Genomic DNA, 16663 nt, shown 5'->3' on the forward strand with positions numbered 1-16663 from the left:
GCACAAACGTGCGCCATCCCGGCCCCTTGAGCCGTCCCGTTCTGGTTCATGTGGTCACCGATTGACAGGCTGCGCCGCGATGACCTCGGCCATGCGCACCAGATCGGCAAATGAGCGCGCGCCCATCTTGCGCATGGCCTGGCCTCGGTGGATTTTCACGGTGATTTCGCTGAGGCCGATCTCCCCGGCGATCTGCTTGTTCATCAGGCCTGAGGCTGCCAGCGCCATGACCGTCTGCTCACGGGGTGTCAGCGTCCCATGGCGCGCGCGCAGTTCATCGGCATGTCGCCCGGACTCGCGACGTTGCCTGTCTCGCGAATGTGCGGCGCAGACAGCATCGATCAGGTCCTGCTCGCGAAACGGTTTGGTCAGGAAGTCCACCGCGCCGGCTTTCATGGCGCGCACGGTCATGGCGATATCGCCGTGCCCGGTGATGAACACGATCGGCACGTTGATGCCGGCAGCGGCCAGTTCATTCTGGAAATCCAGCCCGCTGCTGCCTTGCAGGCGCACGTCGAGTACCAGACAACTGACGGTGTCGGGACGTTGATGTTTCATGAACTCGGCGACCGAACCGAACAGTTCGACTTTAAGGCCAATGGAGCGCAACAGGCTGCCGAGGGATTCACGCAGCGCTGCATCGTCGTCGACGATGAATACCACTGGCTCGCTGGGGTTATTGCTGATGGGATTGTTGTTCATTGCTTTTTTCCCAAGAGGTTGTGACGTTGTGGAGCTCGTCGTGGTATCGGTGAAGCCCCATCAAAAATATGCCTATCCCTCGGCCCGGGTACCTGTGTTTGCTCTTTCGAGTGTATGCCCGACCAAAGACACGGTCACGCCGCAGGTTTGGGCGGGGAGCAGATAAACGGTTCAGCATCGTAGAGGGGCAACACTCCGTCAGCTAGGACAAAAAACCCGAAAAAACGGCCATCGCAGCGGTCTATTCGCAGCCCGATGCAGCTGTCAGGTTCAAACGGTTCATACGCAAGTATCAAAACACTCACCTTACGCATGATCTCGCTGTCCCCAAGTACCACAGACGCCCGGCAGGCACGCCCTTAACCTTTACCTGCTCTCCGTCGATCTCAATGGCCGCGTGCCGGGTGGTGAACTTCATGAACAGAAATGATCTCCGTCGTGTCGACATCCATCTGCTGGTGGTCTTCGAGACGCTGATGCATGAGCGCAATGTCAGCCGGGTCGGCGAGAAGCTGTTTCTCGGCCAACCGACCATCAGTGCGGCGCTTGGGCGTTTGCGCGTGCTTTTCGACGATCCCTTGTTCGTGCGCGCGGGGAGGGTGATGGAGCCGACTGCTCGGGCCGAGGAAATTTTCGCCAATCTGACGCCGGCGCTGGATGGCGTGGTCGCGGCGTTGAGCCGTTGCCAGCCGTTTGATCCGGGCACCAGCGAAGCGACATTTCAGGTTGGCCTGTCCGACGATGTCGAATACGCGCTTCTTCCTCGACTGTTACGCCAGCTTCGTATCGAGGCACCGAACATTGCATTGGTGGTGCTACGGGTCGATGAGCAGCAGATGGCGCAGCGGCTGTTCAATGGCGAGATCGCTCTGGGGATCAGCCCTACGCTCGATCTGCCAGCCAACGCGCGACGCAAAAGTCTGCGATTGATCCGGCCGATGCTTTTGCGCTCGGACACGCGGCCGGGCCTGCTGGCACTCGATGAGTTCTGCGAGCGACCGCATGCCATCGTGTCGTCCATGGGCAAGGTCAAGGATGACACCGACCATGCCCTGGATCTGCTGGGGCGTCGGCGCAAAGTGGTGCTGGCGGTGCCGCAGTTCAGCGCCTTGCCAAGACTGTTGGCGCAAAGCGACATGCTGGTCATCGTGCCGGATTATGTGGCGAAGGCCATGGCCTCCGTGGAGGATATCAGGGCCGAACCGGCCCCTCTGTTACTGCCATCGCGGGAGCTTTCCATGGTCTGGCGCGCGGCTGCGCACAACGATTGTGCTCAACGTTGGCTGCGTTCGCGTTGCCAGGCGTTTTTTGGCACACCGCTTGAGTTGCAGGTAGTGCCCAGGTTGCGCCAGGCGTTGCCCCTCGATCAGACGTTGACGATCGCCCGGTAGGAAATGGCAATGGCTGTGTCAATCGCCCAATAAAAAAGCTCCGACTGGGTCGGAGCTTTTCTTTTTAGAGGGTCGTACGTGATTTGTCGTGAGGACGCGGCCCCGGAGCATCACGCATTGATAAACGCCAGAAGGTCTGCGTTGATGGTGTCGCCGTTCGTGGTGCACATACCATGGGGCTGGCCGGGATAGGTTTTCAGCGTGCCGTGCTTGAGCAGTTTGATGGACAGATGGGCCGAATTCGCGATGGGCACGATCTGGTCATCTTCGCCGTGCAACACCAGAGTCGGCACCTCGATGTTTTTCAGGTCATCGGTGAAATCGGTTTCGGAGAACGCGCTGATGCAGTCGTACTGCGCCTTGATCCCGCCGTTCATGCCCTGACGCCACCAGTTTTCGACAATCGCTTCAGACACCTTGGCGCCGGGACGATTGAAACCGTAGAAAGGCCCGCTCGGGAAGTCACGATAAAACTGGCTGCGGTTCTGCGCGAGTGCTTTGCGCAATCCGTCAAACACATCCATCGCGAGGCCACCGGGATTTTTTGCGGTGCGCAGCATGATGGGGGGCACGGCACCGATCAGCACGGCCTTGGCCACCCGCCCGCGTCCATGACGCGCCACGTAGCGTGCCACTTCACCGCCGCCGGTGGAGTGGCCGATGTGGACGGCGTTGCGGATGTTCAGGTGCGCCATCAACTCGGCAACGTCGGCGGCGTAGGTGTCCATGTCGTTGCCACTGGCCGTCTGGGAAGATCGCCCATGGCCACGTCGGTCATGGGCGATGACGCGGAAGCCCTTGCCGAGGAAAAACAACATTTGCGCATCCCAGTCATCACTGGAAAGGGGCCAGCCGTGGTGGAACACGATCGGCTGCCCTTGACCCCAGTCCTTGTAGAAAATTTGCGTGCCATCCTTGACGGTGAACATTCCCGAGCCACTGCCGTTGCCGGCGCTTTTGCTGACCCCTGACGCGGAAGTCGGTGTCTGCTGTGTGGCCAGCGCCGGCAATGCCATCGCCAGGGTTGCGGCCATGGCCCCGGTCGTGATCAAGCCACGACGCGTGGTCCCGTTTTTCTCGTCAGTCATTTTGAACACCCATTGAGTTGTTTAAGTCGCACAGGCGGCAAGGGCTGCTGCCTTGGCCGAAGGCAATCTTTGGGCAAAGGAGAGCCGCTGAAAACCAGACATGGGTTTTCGAAATTAACGCTTTGGTATGTAGGGCGTGGCGGGAGGAATCCTGGCGGGGTTGGCGCGTCCCTGCGCCAGAACAAGTCAGAAGCTGTACTTGGCCGTCAACATCATGTTGCGCGGGGTGCCGTAGCTGTCGCCGCCGTAACTGACGGAGTTGGCGATGGCGGAATAGTACTTGCGGTCGAAGATGTTGTTGGCGTTGAGTTGCAGATCGAGGTTCTCATTGACCCGGTAGCCGGCCATCAGGTCGGTCACGGCGTACGCACCTTGCTTGAGGCGGTAGTTGCCGCCATCGAGCAGTTCGATGTCGTTGTACATGCGGCTCTGCCAGGAAATGTTGCCGCCCACGCGCAGTTTTTCCAGCGGGCCCTGGAAGTCGTAGCGGGTGGTCAGTTTGAACAGGTGTTCCGGCGTGTCAGTGTCGAACTGCTTGTTCACGTTCTGCGGATTCGCTTCGTCCTTGATGGTATGAGTGCGGGCGTAGGTGTAGCCGCCGCCGATCTGCCAGTTGTCGGTGAGCGCGCCTTGCAGTTCCAGGTCGATACCCTGGCTGCGAATTTCGCCGGAGGCTTCATAGCAGGACGACTGCGGGCAGTTCGGCACGAACACCTGCACTGCGCGGTTTTCCTGATCGACCCGGAATACGGCGAGGCTGGCATTCAGCGCGCCGCCCAGGTATTCGCCCTTGATGCCGACCTCGTAGTTCTTGCCCACGATCGGTTTGACCGGGCTGCCGGAGGTGTCCTTGTTGCTTTGCGGCGTGAAGATGTCGCTGTAGCTGGCGTAGATCGAGTGATGGTCGTCCAGTTCGTAGATCAGGCCGGCATAACGGGTGACGTTGCGGGTGACCTTGTAGTCGCCGTCGCCATCACGGTTGTCGTAGTCGTACCAGTCCAGACGTCCGCCGAGGATCAGCTTCAGCGGGTCAGCCAGGCTCAGGCGGGTGGTCAGGTACACGCCGTCCTGAGTCGTGACTTCACGCGTGTTGTTGGTGTGGACGAAGTCCGGCTTGCCGGCGTTGATCGGCCAGTTGGTGTCGTACGGCGAATAGTTGTGGGTGGTCAGGTCGTAGATGCGTTTGCTGGCGCCGACCACCAATTCATGGCTACGTCCGAAGGCCTCGAACGGGCCGCTGAAGAAGGCGTCCAGACCGGCCTGGTTTTCATCGGCCCTTGACTGGTAAACCGTGCGGGCCAGGGTGTTGTTGACCCAGCGCGACTGGTACGAACCGGAGAACAGCGCGTCCTGTTCGGAGTAGTTGGCATTGACCTGCAGCTTCCAGTCATTGGCCAGTTGCTGCCGGATCTCGGCGAAGACGGTGTTGATCTCCTGATCCTTGTTCTCCCAATAGGTGCCGGGGTTGTAGGAGCGCGGCAGATCGAGGTGATGACCGTCGAGACCGATCATCGACGAGCCCCAGAAGTAGTTGGTTTTGTCTTTCTGGTTGGAGAAACCGAAGGTCAGCGTGGTGTCATCGCTCAGGTCGGCTTCGGTGACGGCGTAGAACAGGTTGTGTCGCTCGCCCACGTCATCGATAAAACTGTTGGCGTCGCGATAGGACGTGACCACCCGGCCGCGCAGGGTGCCGCTGTCATTGAGTGGGCTGGAAGCATCGAGTTCGCCGCGATAGTTGTCCCACGTCCCGGCAGCGCCGGTGAGGGTGACACGCTGCTCGGCCAATGGCCGTTTACGGACCAGGTTGATCGCTGCCGAAGGGTTGCCGGAACCGGTGACCAGACCGGTCGCGCCCCGAACGACCTCGACCCGATCAAACATCGCCAGATTCGGCTGGGAGCCGAGTTTCACGCCGTTGTAGCCGCTCGGAATGCCGTCGTACATCAGGTTGTCGATGTCGAAACCCCGGGCTTTGTAGGACTGCCGGCCGGGGCCGTCGGAGTAGTTGAGGAACAGCCCCGGCGTGGCGTTGACCACGTCATTGATGCTGGTCATCGCCTGATCGTCCATGCGCTGGCGGGTGATCACGGTGACGGCCTGCGGCGTTTCGCGCAGGGTCAACGGCAGTTTGGTGGCGGTGGCCATGGTGCCGGTGGTATAGGAGTCGGAGCCTTCGGTGGTGCTGCCCAGTTGGGTGGAAGTGATGGCGGTTGCGCCGAGTTCGAGGGTGGCGGGTGGAGCGGTGTCCTGCGTCTCGCGCGTTTCATCGGCCAGCGCCGGTGTCATGACGGCCATGCAGATGGCCATGGACAGAAGGTTGCGTGACGGGTTGAAACGATGTTGCGAGGTAGGACGCGACATGAAATTTCCCTGATTTTAAATAGCAAATAAAGAGCAGTTGAGAATCATTGCCAATAATTGTGTCAGGGTTTTTTACAGCGACAAAGCGATTCGTGAAAAAAATGTGAAATCGCGTTCGCGAAAAAACAAAACGCCCGAGGCACTGCCTCGGGCGTTTGAGGATGAAACCGGCGTGACCTGTTTCAGATCAGGCGCAGGGTGACATCGATATTGCCGTGAGTGGCCTTGGAGTAGGGGCAAGTCTGGTGCGCGGCTTCCATCAGCGCCTGGGCGACCGAAGGCTCCAGCCCCGGCAGGCTGACATTCAAACGGGCCCGCAGGAAAAACGCATCGCCGGTCTTGCCCAGATCGATTTCGGTTTCTACCGCCACATCAACCGGCAGTTTGAGCTTCAGCGACGCGGCCGCTTTGCCCATGGCGCCGATGAAGCAGGCTGACCAACCTGCCGCCAGCAGTTGTTCCGGGTTGGTGCCGCTGCCGTGCGAACCGGGTGGTGACAGTTTGATGTCCAGATTGCCGTCCGAACTGCGCGAAGCGCCATCGCGGCCGCCGGTTGTGCGGGTCTTGCCGGTGTACAGCACGGTGTCGATTTGATTGATCATGAATTGCTCTGCCTGAGTGAGTGAGGGAGTCGGAACGTCAGGTTCCGATGGCCCACACTTTTGCATCGGCATGTACCTGGGATGTGTCGTGCCAAGGGAGGTTATGTATCGTTGTGTAGCCCAGGCCCGGCAGCCTGGGAAATGGATTTGCTGGAGTGGTCGCGGGCAGTGTTTCGAGTTCTCGCAGATCCTGGCCCTGAGCACCAGCAACTACTCGAAACCCCGGATAAAACTGCGCTCGTCGAAGCGGAAGTGTATCGATGGTACAACCTCTTTTTTCCGTGGTCGCGCGGCGTGGCTTCCCAATCGGAGGGCGCCATAAAACCTTTGTACGACGCATTGGCCATGCGCCTCGACCCGGCCTCGCCGTCGGGAATCTCGTGGATTTACGTGCATGAAAGCGAGCACGAGACGTCATTCGCCTAAGGTGCTCGATTACCCGGTCGCGGTGTTCAGCGCCGCGACCGGCTTGCTTGGTGTTACCCAGCAGGGCAGCCCCGTCAATAGACCCGTCAACTGTCGTCGCGAACTTGCATAAGCGCGAACCCCAGCAGATTCCCTGGCTCGTCAGTTCGTGTCGTCATCACCTTGAAATATCTCTGCGTAAAGTCGCGCGACTGTAGGGGTAAGGTTATGAGCGGAAGGAATCAGAAAGTCGGCGTGTGGGGCGAGGCGTTTTACGTAGATCACTTCGTAAATCCTGCGCACGATTCCGGGCGCTGTTTCTTCCTGATCGAGGCCTGGCATTATCCCAACGGCCTTGTAACCGGCTTGCTCCAGGGCTTGTTGCATATATGGCGTGCGGGTTGTTGCCATGCCATAGATCAGCCCCGCACCGATGAACCTGCCGATTTTTTCTCCCAGGTCCTGCGCCGCAACGGCCAGACTGGCTTGCCTATGCGGTTTGGCTACCGCGCCGACCCTCCCGAAAATAACGTCAGCACCGTCAATTTTTTCCCAAGTGGCGATAGCGACAATCTCATCGTTCTGGCGAACGACTATGGCGATTATTCTTGGCTCCGGATCGTCTTCGAGCACCACGTTGTCTGCGTAGAACTGCGGGTCCAGAAATGGGCTTCCCAACCCCACCGAAATGGAGGGAAACCATGCGCGAAAAAAATCTGTCGCGACATTGATCTCCTCACGTTTCAGGTAATCCCAACTGTAGCCGGAGGGTAAATCGGTAAAGCTGCGAATTTGCTCGATCGTTGGCCATTTCATGCGGTTCTGCTCGTCTGATTGCTTCGATAAGTGGCGCCGGGGTCAGGCCCACCTCATCGGTACAGCGAAACCGTTCCGCGAGCAGGTGGATGAGGGCGGCGTCGATATTGTCGATGGTTTTCCTGAATGTTGTGAGTTGACGCGCGATGTCGGAGTTTTCCATGAATGACCTCGTGGCAGGTGTTCGAAAGAGCTTCTCAATGATTCGTCTGCTGAGCGAAAACCGACCAGTCCTTGTCGCCATGCCCCCGGGCTACCGCCGACGTCATTTTCAATCGCACGGCATCCGCCGCTGGCAGTTCCAGCCCCTTGAGACGACCCGCATCGATCGCCAGATTTATATCCTTGAGGCCAAGCGACAGTTTGAAACCCGGTTCAAAATTGCTGGTGACGATGTTCCGCCCGTAGCGTTGATAACTGGGGCAGGCGAACAGGGTCTGGGTCATGAGATTGATGAAAATCGAAGGACTCAGTCCGTGGCGTTGAACGAGTCCGCTGGCTTCGCCCAGCGACTGGATGGCTTGGGTGATCATCATGTTGCCGGCGATTTTCGCGATACAGGCCTGTTCAGGTTGGTCGCCCAGATACCAGGTGTTTTTCCCGAGCAGGTCGAACAGCGGTTGGACGGTCGAGGCCGCTGCCTGCGGTCCGGCCGCCAGGATATTCAGCTCGCCCTTGGCCGCCACGGCAGGCACCCCGAAGACCGGTGCCGCGATCAATGGCATGCCGACGGCGTCATGTTCGCGCTGCAACTCCAACATCAGCGAAGGCGACAAGGTCGACATCACGACATGCACGCAAGCTTTGTCTGCAGTTTCCAGAGCAGCGCTGGAGAGCAGCACTTGTCTGACGGCGGCATCATCGGCCAGAAGAGTGATGACCACTTCTTGCTGGAACGCCGAGGCTGGGGATTCGAGAGCGCTGATGCCTTCAAGATCCTTGATCGCCGCGTAATTGCGGTTCCATGCAGAGACGTGATGGCCAGCGCGGACGAGCAGTGGAATGATCGCTCTGCCCATGCTTCCCACTCCGATAAAACCAATCTTCATTTGCAGTCTCCGGTTGGTATTCGACGACGGTGAATGCAGACAAGTATGTCGGGCACGGGATTGCTACGGCACTGCCATTGCTGCACTCTCACTGTTCATTTTTGTACGGGGGCAGAGCATGGACTGGAGTGATGTGCGGGTCTTTCTCGCGATTGCCCGAAGCGGGTCATTGGGCGCCGCCGCCAAGCTGTTGGGGGTCAGCCATCCGACCGTGGGGCGGCGCTTGCAGGTGTTGGAACAGTCCAGTGGCCAGCCCGTTTTCCTGCGTACCAACCAGGGTCTGGTCCTGACCGAAAGCGGAGAAAAGCTGCTCAGCCTCGCGCAGGAAATGGAGCAAAGTGCGTTGGCCATCGAAAGACGCCTGGCGGGGGACAGCACACAGCCCGAAGGTGTGTTGCGCATTTCCTGCGCGGACTGGTTCGCCTGTTATGTGCTGGCCCCGGTGCTGACTGAACTGGTCCGGCGCTATCCGTTGATCGTGCCTGAGGTGATCGCCGGGCATCGATTGTTTGACCTGGCTCGCCGCGACGCCGACATCGCGTTTCGAATCGTTCCGTTCACCGAGCCCGATATCGTGCACCGCAAGCTGATCTCCCTGACTTACGGGTTATACGCAGCCGTTGGATCTGCTGACCCTGAGCCACAGGGCGACGGGCTGGGGCTGATCACCATGAGTGTTGCCCAGTCCCATTATCCCGATGTGCAGTGGCTGCAGCAGCGTTACCCTCTGGCGCGTACCGTGTTTACCAGTAGCAGCCGCACAGTCCAGGCGCAAATGTGCGCGCAGGGGCAGGGCGTCGCGGTATTGCCCCGCGCGTTGGGCGACAGGTTGACGGCGCTGCGACTGATCGATTCGGATGAACCACCCCCAGGCCGCGACATTTGGATGGGCTACCACCAGGACATGCGCCAGATGGACAGTCTGCGCGCGCTTGCCGACCTGGCCTCCGTCATGATCGGCACTCAGGCAGGCGGTTGATTCACGCTGCCGGCTGCATGACCACCGTTTGGGGCTATGCAGCAGGTTGACGTGCCAGGGTCAGGCTCAGTCCTGCGCCTGCCGCCAGACACGCAGCGATGCACAGTATGGCGACGGTGAAGGCGTGGGTGACGGCCGCCGCATCCGTGTTCGTGCCCAGAAGCGTGTAAAAGATGCCACCGATGATCGCCACGCTCAGCGACGTGCTGATTTGCAAGGTGGAACTGGTGATGCCCGCAATCATGCCGGAATACGCCGGTGCCACGCGTCCCGTGATCATGCGCATCAATGTCGGAAGGGCCAGTCCTTGTCCGAAGCCGATCAGAAAGAGAATCACGGCAAGGGACAGCGCAGAGGGCGTGACGGCCGCCGGTGTGCGCGCCACGAGCCAGGCCAACAGCACAAAACCCAGCACTTCGAGTGCCATTCCGAAGGGATTCACATAAGACCCCAGCAAACGCCGGAACTGATGGGTGGCGAGCGGACCCAGCAAGAAACCAGCGCCGAATGGCAGAAAGACCAGGCCTGCACTGAGTGGGCTCGTATGCAGGGCTCCCTGTAAATAAATGGAAAACAACAGGAAGAACACGCCGATCGCGTAGAAGGTCAGCGCGACCAGCAATGCGCGACCCAGCCCGGGCGCACGCAGTGCAGCAGGGCTCAGCAACGGCGCGCCTTGCGCCTGATACAACCGGGTTTCGTAGCGCCAGAACAGCCAGGCCAGCAGTGGCGCCGCTGCCAGCGACAGCCAGGCCCACAACGGCCAGCCTGCTTCACGTCCCTCGATCAGTGGAACGATCAGCGCCGCAAGCGTCACCATCGACAACAGCGTTCCTCCCAGATCCAGCTTGCTGGGCTGGAGGGCGCGGGTTTCCTTGACCACAGGGATGGCGATCAGGATGACCAGCAACGCAATCGGTAGATTCACCAGAAATATCGCCCGCCAGCCCAGGTTCATCAGATTGAGCGAAATCAGAATCCCGCCTAGCGCCTGGCCGATTACCGACGCCAAGCCAAACACCGCGCCATACAGGCTCAGCGCCAAGGCCTTTTCGGACTCCGGAAATATCGCCTGCACTGAGGCGAGTGCCTGAGGCGCCATGATGGCTGCCGTCACGCCTTGCAGCGAGCGTCCGGCGATCAACACCCAGGGGGACTCGGCGACACCGCAGATCAGTGAGGCAACAGCAAAACCAATCAGGCCAACGAAGAACATTTTCATGCGACCAAAGATGTCCCCAAGGCGCCCACCGGTGATCAGTGTCACGGCATAAAGGGCTGCATACGAAGAGATGATCAACTGTTCAGCGGAGGAGGCTGTGCCCAGCGATTGCTGAATCGAGGGCAGCGCTACGTTGACGATAAAAAAATCCAGCGGCGGCAAGAATGCACCGACCAACAATATGGCGAACATCAGCCAGCGCCGCGGTTCCGCCAGAGCTACTTCTTTGTGAGGCATAAGGTCTCCTTTCTGGAACCCTTCGGTTCCGGAATATTCTCGATTGCGGGTCATGCTTTTAATCAGCTGACCTCAATCTAAACGATCATCCCTTCGCTGACGCCTCACATAAATGAACGGCCAATGTTCATTTATGGCAGTGCCGCTGCGCGCCTGACTCCTCGCAAAATGGCCGCACTTTGGTTCCAGTCGAGCCATACAACCGAGATTGAGGAGTCAGTTATGTCAGGTAAATTCGCTGATCAGGTTGCCGTCGTTACCGGCGCGTCCACCGGGATCGGGTTTGCGATTGCACTCGCACTCGGATGCTCTTTGATAATCTTGCCGCGTGTACCTTCAATGGCGAAAAAAGCGCTATCTGCTCTGATGTTATCGGCACAGGGGGACTGAATGCGTTCGCCATCGCAGTGGCTCTGTCGCCTATAACCATCACCTGGGCACCGACCGAGATTGTTCGAGCGCCACTGCGTTCGCCTGGAATAAGGGCTTTTCGCCGTCGCAATCCCTCTTCAGCCGATTAGGAGCGCACTGCTCAGAGGTGTTCCCCACACCCGTTGAAGGTGCCCATCAAGGGCACCGTTTTTCAGCTATATCCCCCCCTGTGGTCATACTTGAATCAAGTCTTCAGGTCGCATCGTCAAAATGATTTTCCCGACGTTCTGTGAAGATTCCATCCGGCGGTGAGCATCGGCAGCCCTTGAGAGCGCAAACGTGCAATCGACAACCGGCTCAAGGCTTCCGGCACCCTCGAAGCGATCAAGCCAGTGCTCGCGGAAACGCTTGATCATGTCGTGCTTCTCCGGTTGCGTGCGCGACTTCATGACCGTACCGATGATTTGCAAGTGGCGGTAAAGGATGTCCTCCAGCGCCACCGTGACGTTCCCGCCACCGGCGAGAATCCCGACCTGAACCAAGCGACCGCCCCGTGCAAGGGATGCAATATTGCGGGCGAAGTAGGGTTCTCCGATAAAGTCGATGATCACATCGACGCCGCGATCCTGGGTTTTATCGGCGATCACTTCAGCGAAGTCCTGCGTCTTATAATCGATCGCCACGTCAGCGCCCAAATGCTCGACACGCGCCAACTTGCTGCCTTCGGTTGTCGCATACACCGTGGCGCCGGTGGCGTAAGCCAACTGCACAGCGGCAGAACCGACGCCGCCAGCCGCCGCGTGAATCAACACTGAATCGCCAGCCTTGAGCCGAGCCAGATGCATCATTGCTTCATGGGCCGTGACGAAGACCTCGGGAATGGCTGCCGCGTGTACATAATCAAGCTGCGCGGGGATGTGCATGGCCATGCGGTAATCGATGCGGGCCAACTCGGCGTAGGCACCGCCGCCGACCACGCCCATGACTCGATCTCCTACCTCGAACCCTGTAACCGCACTCCCTTTGCCGATCACTTCGCCGGCGATTTCCAGGCCGATGATCAGGGAGTCACCGAAGTTCGGATGGCCGTACCCACCGGTCCGGTGAGTCAGGTCCGCACGGTTCACCCCGGCGGCATAGACACGCACCAGCAGGTCGTCAGGACGGACTTCAGGATTGGCGACCTCTACTAATTCCAGGACGTCTGGCGCACCAAACTGCTTGATGTTGATGGCTTTCATTCAATTGTTCTCCGTTTCGCTGAACGTGGCGTTGGCGATCGCCGATGCGGTAATGGCGCCAGGCAAGCCCACATAGAAAGCCAGGTGCGTGATCGCTGCTTCCATTTCGTCGCGGGTCACTCCGTTGCCAGCCGCCCGGCGCAAGTGGGCAGGCAACTCTTCCGAGTGACCACCGGCTATCAAGGCCGCCACGGTGATCAGGCTACGGTCGCGCGGGGACAGCGCCGGGTCACTCCAGATCTGCGGATAAAGCGTCGAGTCGACGAATTGCGACAGCTTCGGCGTGAACGCGCGCGCTGCTTCGCGAGGGCTGCTGAAATCGAGCTTGGACATGGGCGAGTTCCTTAAACCTGGCTGATGAATTTGTGGGTGAGATAGTGCTCGATGCCTTCAATGCCGCCTTCGGAGCCGTGACCGCTTTCTTTCATGCCGCCGAACGGGAGCTCGGTTGCGACGATGCGATATTGGTTGATGCCGATCATCCCGGCCTCCAATCCGTCAGCGACATCAATGGCCGTGCGCGCGTTGGAGGTGAACGCGTAGGCCGAGAGTCCGTAGGGCAGGCGGTTGGCTTCCTGCAGCCCATCGGCCAGTTCATCGAACGGCATCAGTACGGCAATGGGGCCGAAGGGTTCTTCGTGCATGACGCGGGCGTTCATCGGCACATCTGCCAGAACCGTGGGTTGGAAGAAGTAGCCTTCGCCTGACAAGGCTTCACCACCGACCAATACCCGTGCACCTTTCTCGACGGCATCGGCGACCAGTTCTTCCATTTTTGCCAATTGCCTTGGGTTGGCCAGGGGGCCGACCTGAGTGTCCGGATGCAGGCCGTCACCGATCCTCAGGGCTTCGGTCGCCGCGACAAAATGATCGACGAAGGCTTGATAGGCGCCACGCTGGATCAGAAACCGAGTGGATGAAATGCACACCTGCCCGGTGCCGCGAAAGCGGTTGGCGACGCCTTCGATAGCGGCTTTTTCAATGTCGGCATCCTCGAACACCAGCACCGGTCCGTGCCCCCCCAGTTCAAGGGTGATGGGCTTGACGCCTTCAGCAGCTCGCGCAGACAGCAAACGACCGATGGGCACCGAACCGGTGAAGGTCACTTTGCGAATGACTGGCGAGGCGATCAGATGGCTGGACACTTGGTCCGGTACGCCAAAGACCACTTGCAACACACCCTTGGGCAATCCTGCATCGTCGAGTGCACGCGCCAGGGCCAACGCTGTGGAGGGACTTTCTTCACCAGGTTTGAGAATGACGCTGCAACCGGCGGCCAGCGCTGCCGAGAGCTTGCGTGCCGGGGTAATGGCCGGAAAATTCCACGGTGTAAATGCGGCCACTGGGCCGATAGCCTGGCGTTTGACCAGTTGCAATACGCCTGGCCGGTTGGCCGGGACCACACGGCCATCGATACGCCGTGCGCTTTCGGCGAACCATTCGAAATACTCTGCCGCGCGGGTCACTTCATCCAGGCTTTCACCCAGCGGTTTACCTTCCTCCAGGGTCATCTGCGCGGCAATCTGCGGTGCACGTTCGAGGATCAGGTCGGCGGCACGCTTGAGGATCCTGGCGCGTTGGTCAGGTACGGTCTGGCGCCACTGCTCGAAGCTCAGGCGAGTCACTTCCAAGGCGTGATCAAGATCGCCTGCGGTGGCAAGTGGGACGCGCCCGATTTCCCGGCCGGTAGCCGGGTTAACGACGGCGGCAGTATCGCGCCCGTCGGCACTGATCCATTCACCCCCGATGAAAAGATAAAGCGGATCGTAGGAAATCTTCATGATTGTGCCCTTCAGTTGGTTGTCGGAGATTCGTATCAAACCCGGCGCCTGTTCAGGCGGCCTGTGCAACCAAGTCTATGGAAGGAGCGCCCATCGATTTAGACGGGCCAGAGGGAATGATTGTTGTCGCCAGAGGTAATATCGAGCCTCGGGCCGAACGTGTAGCATCCGGAAAAAATGCGCGTTATCACGGGTGAGCGTCAGATCTACAGGAAGGTCGCGATGGATAAGCTTTCGAACATGTCGGTGTACATAAAGGTTGTCGAGATGGGCAGTTTTACGGCCGTGGCCAATCATCTGGATTCAACGGTCGGTAACGTATCGCGTGCGGTCTCTGCGCTGGAAAACGTGCTCGATACGCGCCTGTTGCAGCGCTCGACCCGACGCCTCTCGGTCACCGATGCGGGGCGACGGTTCTACGAGCGCTGCACGAAAATTCTGGCTGACCTGGAGAGTGCCGAAGCCGAAGCCAGCAATGCCGCGCTGGAGCCTCGGGGAACACTGAGGGTACATTGCGTCCCTGGACTGGCTCGGCATCTGGTCACCGGGGCTGTACTGGAATACCGCCAGCAATTTCCTGAAGTGACCGTGGATTTATTGCTCTCGCAACGCATGCCTAACCTGTTGGAAGACCAACTGGATGTCTCGATTCTGATCGCCCGCGCGCTCCCCGATTCGGCGTATGTCAGCCAGAAGATCGGTGTCAGCCATTGTGTGCTGGTGGCGTCGCCAGATTACCTGGCACGGCATGCGGCCCCGCAGACGCCTGAAGATCTGCGCGATCACCAGTGTCTGTTGTTAAGTACCGTGGACTATGTGCGGGATGAGTGGCAGCTAAAGAGCAAAGCGGGGGACGCGACATTCGTCCCGACAGGGCCAAGTTTCAGCGTCAACGATATGGATGCGATGGCGCATGCGATTCGAGAGAGTGCGGGGATTGGCTTGCTGGCCGGGTTCACGGCCATCGACGATTTGCGTTCCGGCAAGCTCATGCGGGTTTTGCCTGACTACCATACCTATGAGCGCAACGTGTACGCCGTTTATACCTCCCGGCAGTTTGTCGATGCGAAAATCACCCGGTTTATTGAAGCGCTGAAAGATCGTGTTGGCAGTCAACTGGCAGCCACGGCCAAAGAACTTATCGATTGAAATGCCGCAGGGCAGAAAGTGATTTGCGCCTCGATGAACAACGCTTCGAGGCGCAATGATCGGCGAACAGGTTGCTTTCCTTGGCTGCGTGGCGGCACGACTGCGCATACATCTGGCACCGGGTCTTCAGAGATGACCTTACGGCCCTGTCCTCTACAGACCGCACTCTACAAGGGGCCTGCTTTGAGTTATGGAACGGACGTCGCTCACATCGCTGATCTCTGACGCGCATTTGGGCGAATGTCGCAAAACTGGAATTCCCCGATCCGTTCGGCGAGCGGCTCGTCACCTTTCTCAAGCGCTTCCAGTTTTGCTTTTTCCCGCGCCGCGTCCCGATGCTTCGAAGTCGGGTATGTCGAGCATGTCGGAGTGCTGGTACATCCCGTTTTCATCGCGCACAACCGGGGCCGGCTGAATCAGTTTTATCGTTTCCATGGGCGAGCTCGTCCTTGACGCTATAACGGCTGACTGTGAAGGAGAGGGGGATTTCTCTTTCGTATCTAACCTATAGGGTTAGTGCCATACTGATTTCATAGGAATAGCGGCTCGTAATTCCGAGCCAGCCCTAATCGGTTAGCGTGTCCTAATGAAGGCTTATGATGATTTTCGCTTCAAATCCCATCAACATCTGATCGATCTGGAAGCCACAACAAATCATCTGATGATGCTGGTCGTGTCAGATGAGATGACCGGCAAAATTTGGGAGGATGCGCTGAGCAGGCAAAAGTGTTCCTACGCAGCCTGGATCGCGTTTGCAGACAGCCTGACGTGTCCAGACGTGCCAGCCATCGACGAAGAACTTATCGATGAGTCTTCCAGCAATAATTTCTTAAAACCCACTCAGTAAGAGTTTTCGCGCTGATGAGTTCATCTTGTTCATAGGATGCGGAATGTAATGTGATGCATACTCGATCACCGAAATTGGAGATCAGAAATGCGCACACGTGGAAGCGTTTATTGGGGTTGGGCCAATCCCGAGATCCATTTTCGAAACAAGGATGAAATACTCCCGGACGGGAAGCTGGTAAACGTGCAAGTTCGCACGTCCAAAACTGGCGACGTTCAGCTGTTTCTGGGGGTATACGGGCAAGCCGGCACCATGCTCCTGGAGGAGGGTTTCGATTCCCGACCGGGCGAAACGATGACCGGTGCAATGGAGTGGGGGTTCGAGCGAGCTAAAGAGTTCATCGCAATGATGAGCCAAACCGCACCAGCACTTGGATCTGAAAGCCTTCCTCGCAGACGATCGCGTCAAGCCATTTGAACCT

General features: G+C 58.8%; 18 protein-coding genes. 6 read left to right on the forward strand and 12 right to left on the reverse strand.

What is annotated here, in order from left to right:
- Nucleotides 1-54: 54 nt before the first annotated feature.
- Entirely contained in the window at nt 55-702 is a 648-nt protein-coding gene (locus AC1MDC_RS14515; RefSeq protein WP_085700778.1) for a response regulator transcription factor, read from the reverse strand.
- Nucleotides 703-1118: 416 nt separating this feature from the next.
- Between AC1MDC_RS14515 and AC1MDC_RS14520 the strand changes: the two genes are divergently transcribed.
- On the forward strand, nt 1119-2093 hold the full coding sequence (locus tag AC1MDC_RS14520; RefSeq protein WP_085700777.1) for a LysR family transcriptional regulator: 975 nt from the start codon (nt 1119-1121) through the stop codon (nt 2091-2093).
- Between the two features lie 110 nt (nt 2094-2203).
- Here the strand turns inward: AC1MDC_RS14520 and AC1MDC_RS14525 are convergent, their stop codons facing one another.
- The 3 genes from AC1MDC_RS14525 to AC1MDC_RS14535 form a co-directional block, all read right to left on the reverse strand.
- Nucleotides 2204-3022 (reverse strand): alpha/beta fold hydrolase, encoded by an 819-nt coding sequence (locus tag AC1MDC_RS14525; protein WP_218191833.1) that lies wholly within the window; start codon nt 3020-3022, stop codon nt 2204-2206.
- Between the two features lie 345 nt (nt 3023-3367).
- Nucleotides 3368-5542 carry a TonB-dependent siderophore receptor gene (locus tag AC1MDC_RS14530; protein WP_085703869.1) on the reverse strand — a complete coding sequence of 725 codons (2175 nt, stop codon included), beginning with the start codon at nt 5540-5542 and terminating at the stop codon, nt 3368-3370.
- A gap of 182 nt (nt 5543-5724) precedes the next feature.
- The gene (locus tag AC1MDC_RS14535) at nt 5725-6144 is read right to left on the reverse strand and encodes an organic hydroperoxide resistance protein (RefSeq protein ID WP_480393229.1); all 420 of its coding nucleotides are present in this window, start codon (nt 6142-6144) and stop codon (nt 5725-5727) included.
- Nucleotides 6145-6285: 141 nt separating this feature from the next.
- On the opposite strand from AC1MDC_RS14535, the gene AC1MDC_RS14540 reads away from it, so the two are divergent.
- Nucleotides 6286-6570 carry a hypothetical protein gene (locus AC1MDC_RS14540; RefSeq protein ID WP_234205042.1) on the forward strand — a complete coding sequence of 95 codons (285 nt, stop codon included), beginning with the start codon at nt 6286-6288 and terminating at the stop codon, nt 6568-6570.
- A 141-nt stretch (nt 6571-6711) separates the two neighbouring features.
- On the opposite strand, the gene AC1MDC_RS14545 is transcribed toward AC1MDC_RS14540, so the two are convergent.
- The 3 genes from AC1MDC_RS14545 to AC1MDC_RS14555 are packed head-to-tail and all read right to left on the reverse strand — an operon-like array spanning nt 6712 to nt 8384.
- Nucleotides 6712-7365, reverse strand: a complete 654-nt coding sequence (locus AC1MDC_RS14545) for a hypothetical protein (RefSeq protein ID WP_139832629.1) — start codon at nt 7363-7365, stop codon at nt 6712-6714.
- Nucleotides 7286-7528 carry a chorismate mutase gene (locus tag AC1MDC_RS14550; protein WP_085700772.1) on the reverse strand — a complete coding sequence of 81 codons (243 nt, stop codon included), beginning with the start codon at nt 7526-7528 and terminating at the stop codon, nt 7286-7288. The genes AC1MDC_RS14545 and AC1MDC_RS14550 overlap by 80 nt, the downstream gene beginning before the upstream one ends.
- Nucleotides 7529-7562: 34 nt before the next feature.
- Nucleotides 7563-8384, reverse strand: a complete 822-nt coding sequence (locus tag AC1MDC_RS14555; RefSeq protein WP_480393230.1) for an NAD(P)-dependent oxidoreductase — start codon at nt 8382-8384, stop codon at nt 7563-7565.
- Between the two features lie 148 nt (nt 8385-8532).
- Here AC1MDC_RS14555 and AC1MDC_RS14560 point away from each other — a divergent pair, with 148 nt between their 5' ends.
- Nucleotides 8533-9393, forward strand: a complete 861-nt coding sequence (locus AC1MDC_RS14560; protein WP_480393255.1) for a LysR family transcriptional regulator — start codon at nt 8533-8535, stop codon at nt 9391-9393.
- 34 nt (nt 9394-9427) lie between these two features.
- Here AC1MDC_RS14560 and AC1MDC_RS14565 read toward each other — a convergent pair whose 3' ends face one another.
- The 4 genes from AC1MDC_RS14565 to AC1MDC_RS14580 all read right to left on the reverse strand — a co-directional run bounded on the left by AC1MDC_RS14565 (nt 9428) and on the right by AC1MDC_RS14580 (nt 14246).
- On the reverse strand, nt 9428-10906 hold the full coding sequence (locus AC1MDC_RS14565; protein ID WP_480393231.1) for an MFS transporter: 1479 nt from the start codon (nt 10904-10906) through the stop codon (nt 9428-9430).
- A 551-nt stretch (nt 10907-11457) separates the two neighbouring features.
- Nucleotides 11458-12465 (reverse strand): NAD(P)H-quinone oxidoreductase, encoded by a 1008-nt coding sequence (locus AC1MDC_RS14570; protein ID WP_480393232.1) that lies wholly within the window; start codon nt 12463-12465, stop codon nt 11458-11460.
- Entirely contained in the window at nt 12466-12798 is a 333-nt protein-coding gene (locus AC1MDC_RS14575; protein WP_085700766.1) for a carboxymuconolactone decarboxylase family protein, read from the reverse strand.
- Between the two features lie 11 nt (nt 12799-12809).
- Nucleotides 12810-14246 (reverse strand): NAD-dependent succinate-semialdehyde dehydrogenase, encoded by a 1437-nt coding sequence (locus AC1MDC_RS14580; protein WP_085700765.1) that lies wholly within the window; start codon nt 14244-14246, stop codon nt 12810-12812.
- Nucleotides 14247-14468: 222 nt separating this feature from the next.
- Here AC1MDC_RS14580 and AC1MDC_RS14585 point away from each other — a divergent pair, with 222 nt between their 5' ends.
- Entirely contained in the window at nt 14469-15395 is a 927-nt protein-coding gene (locus AC1MDC_RS14585; RefSeq protein WP_480393233.1) for a LysR family transcriptional regulator, read from the forward strand.
- A 294-nt stretch (nt 15396-15689) separates the two neighbouring features.
- On the opposite strand, the gene AC1MDC_RS14590 is transcribed toward AC1MDC_RS14585, so the two are convergent.
- Complete coding sequence (locus AC1MDC_RS14590) at nt 15690-15830, reverse strand: hypothetical protein (RefSeq protein ID WP_480393234.1); 141 nt, start codon at nt 15828-15830, stop codon at nt 15690-15692.
- Between the two features lie 151 nt (nt 15831-15981).
- Between AC1MDC_RS14590 and AC1MDC_RS14595 the strand changes: the two genes are divergently transcribed.
- Together AC1MDC_RS14595 and AC1MDC_RS14600 are read left to right on the forward strand one after the other, a co-directional pair.
- Nucleotides 15982-16242 (forward strand): hypothetical protein, encoded by a 261-nt coding sequence (locus AC1MDC_RS14595; protein ID WP_085700763.1) that lies wholly within the window; start codon nt 15982-15984, stop codon nt 16240-16242.
- An 87-nt stretch (nt 16243-16329) separates the two neighbouring features.
- On the forward strand, nt 16330-16659 hold the full coding sequence (locus AC1MDC_RS14600) for a hypothetical protein (RefSeq protein ID WP_085700762.1): 330 nt from the start codon (nt 16330-16332) through the stop codon (nt 16657-16659).
- Nucleotides 16660-16663 lie beyond the last annotated feature (4 nt).

This window comes from Pseudomonas sp. 1 (assembly GCF_056626735.1).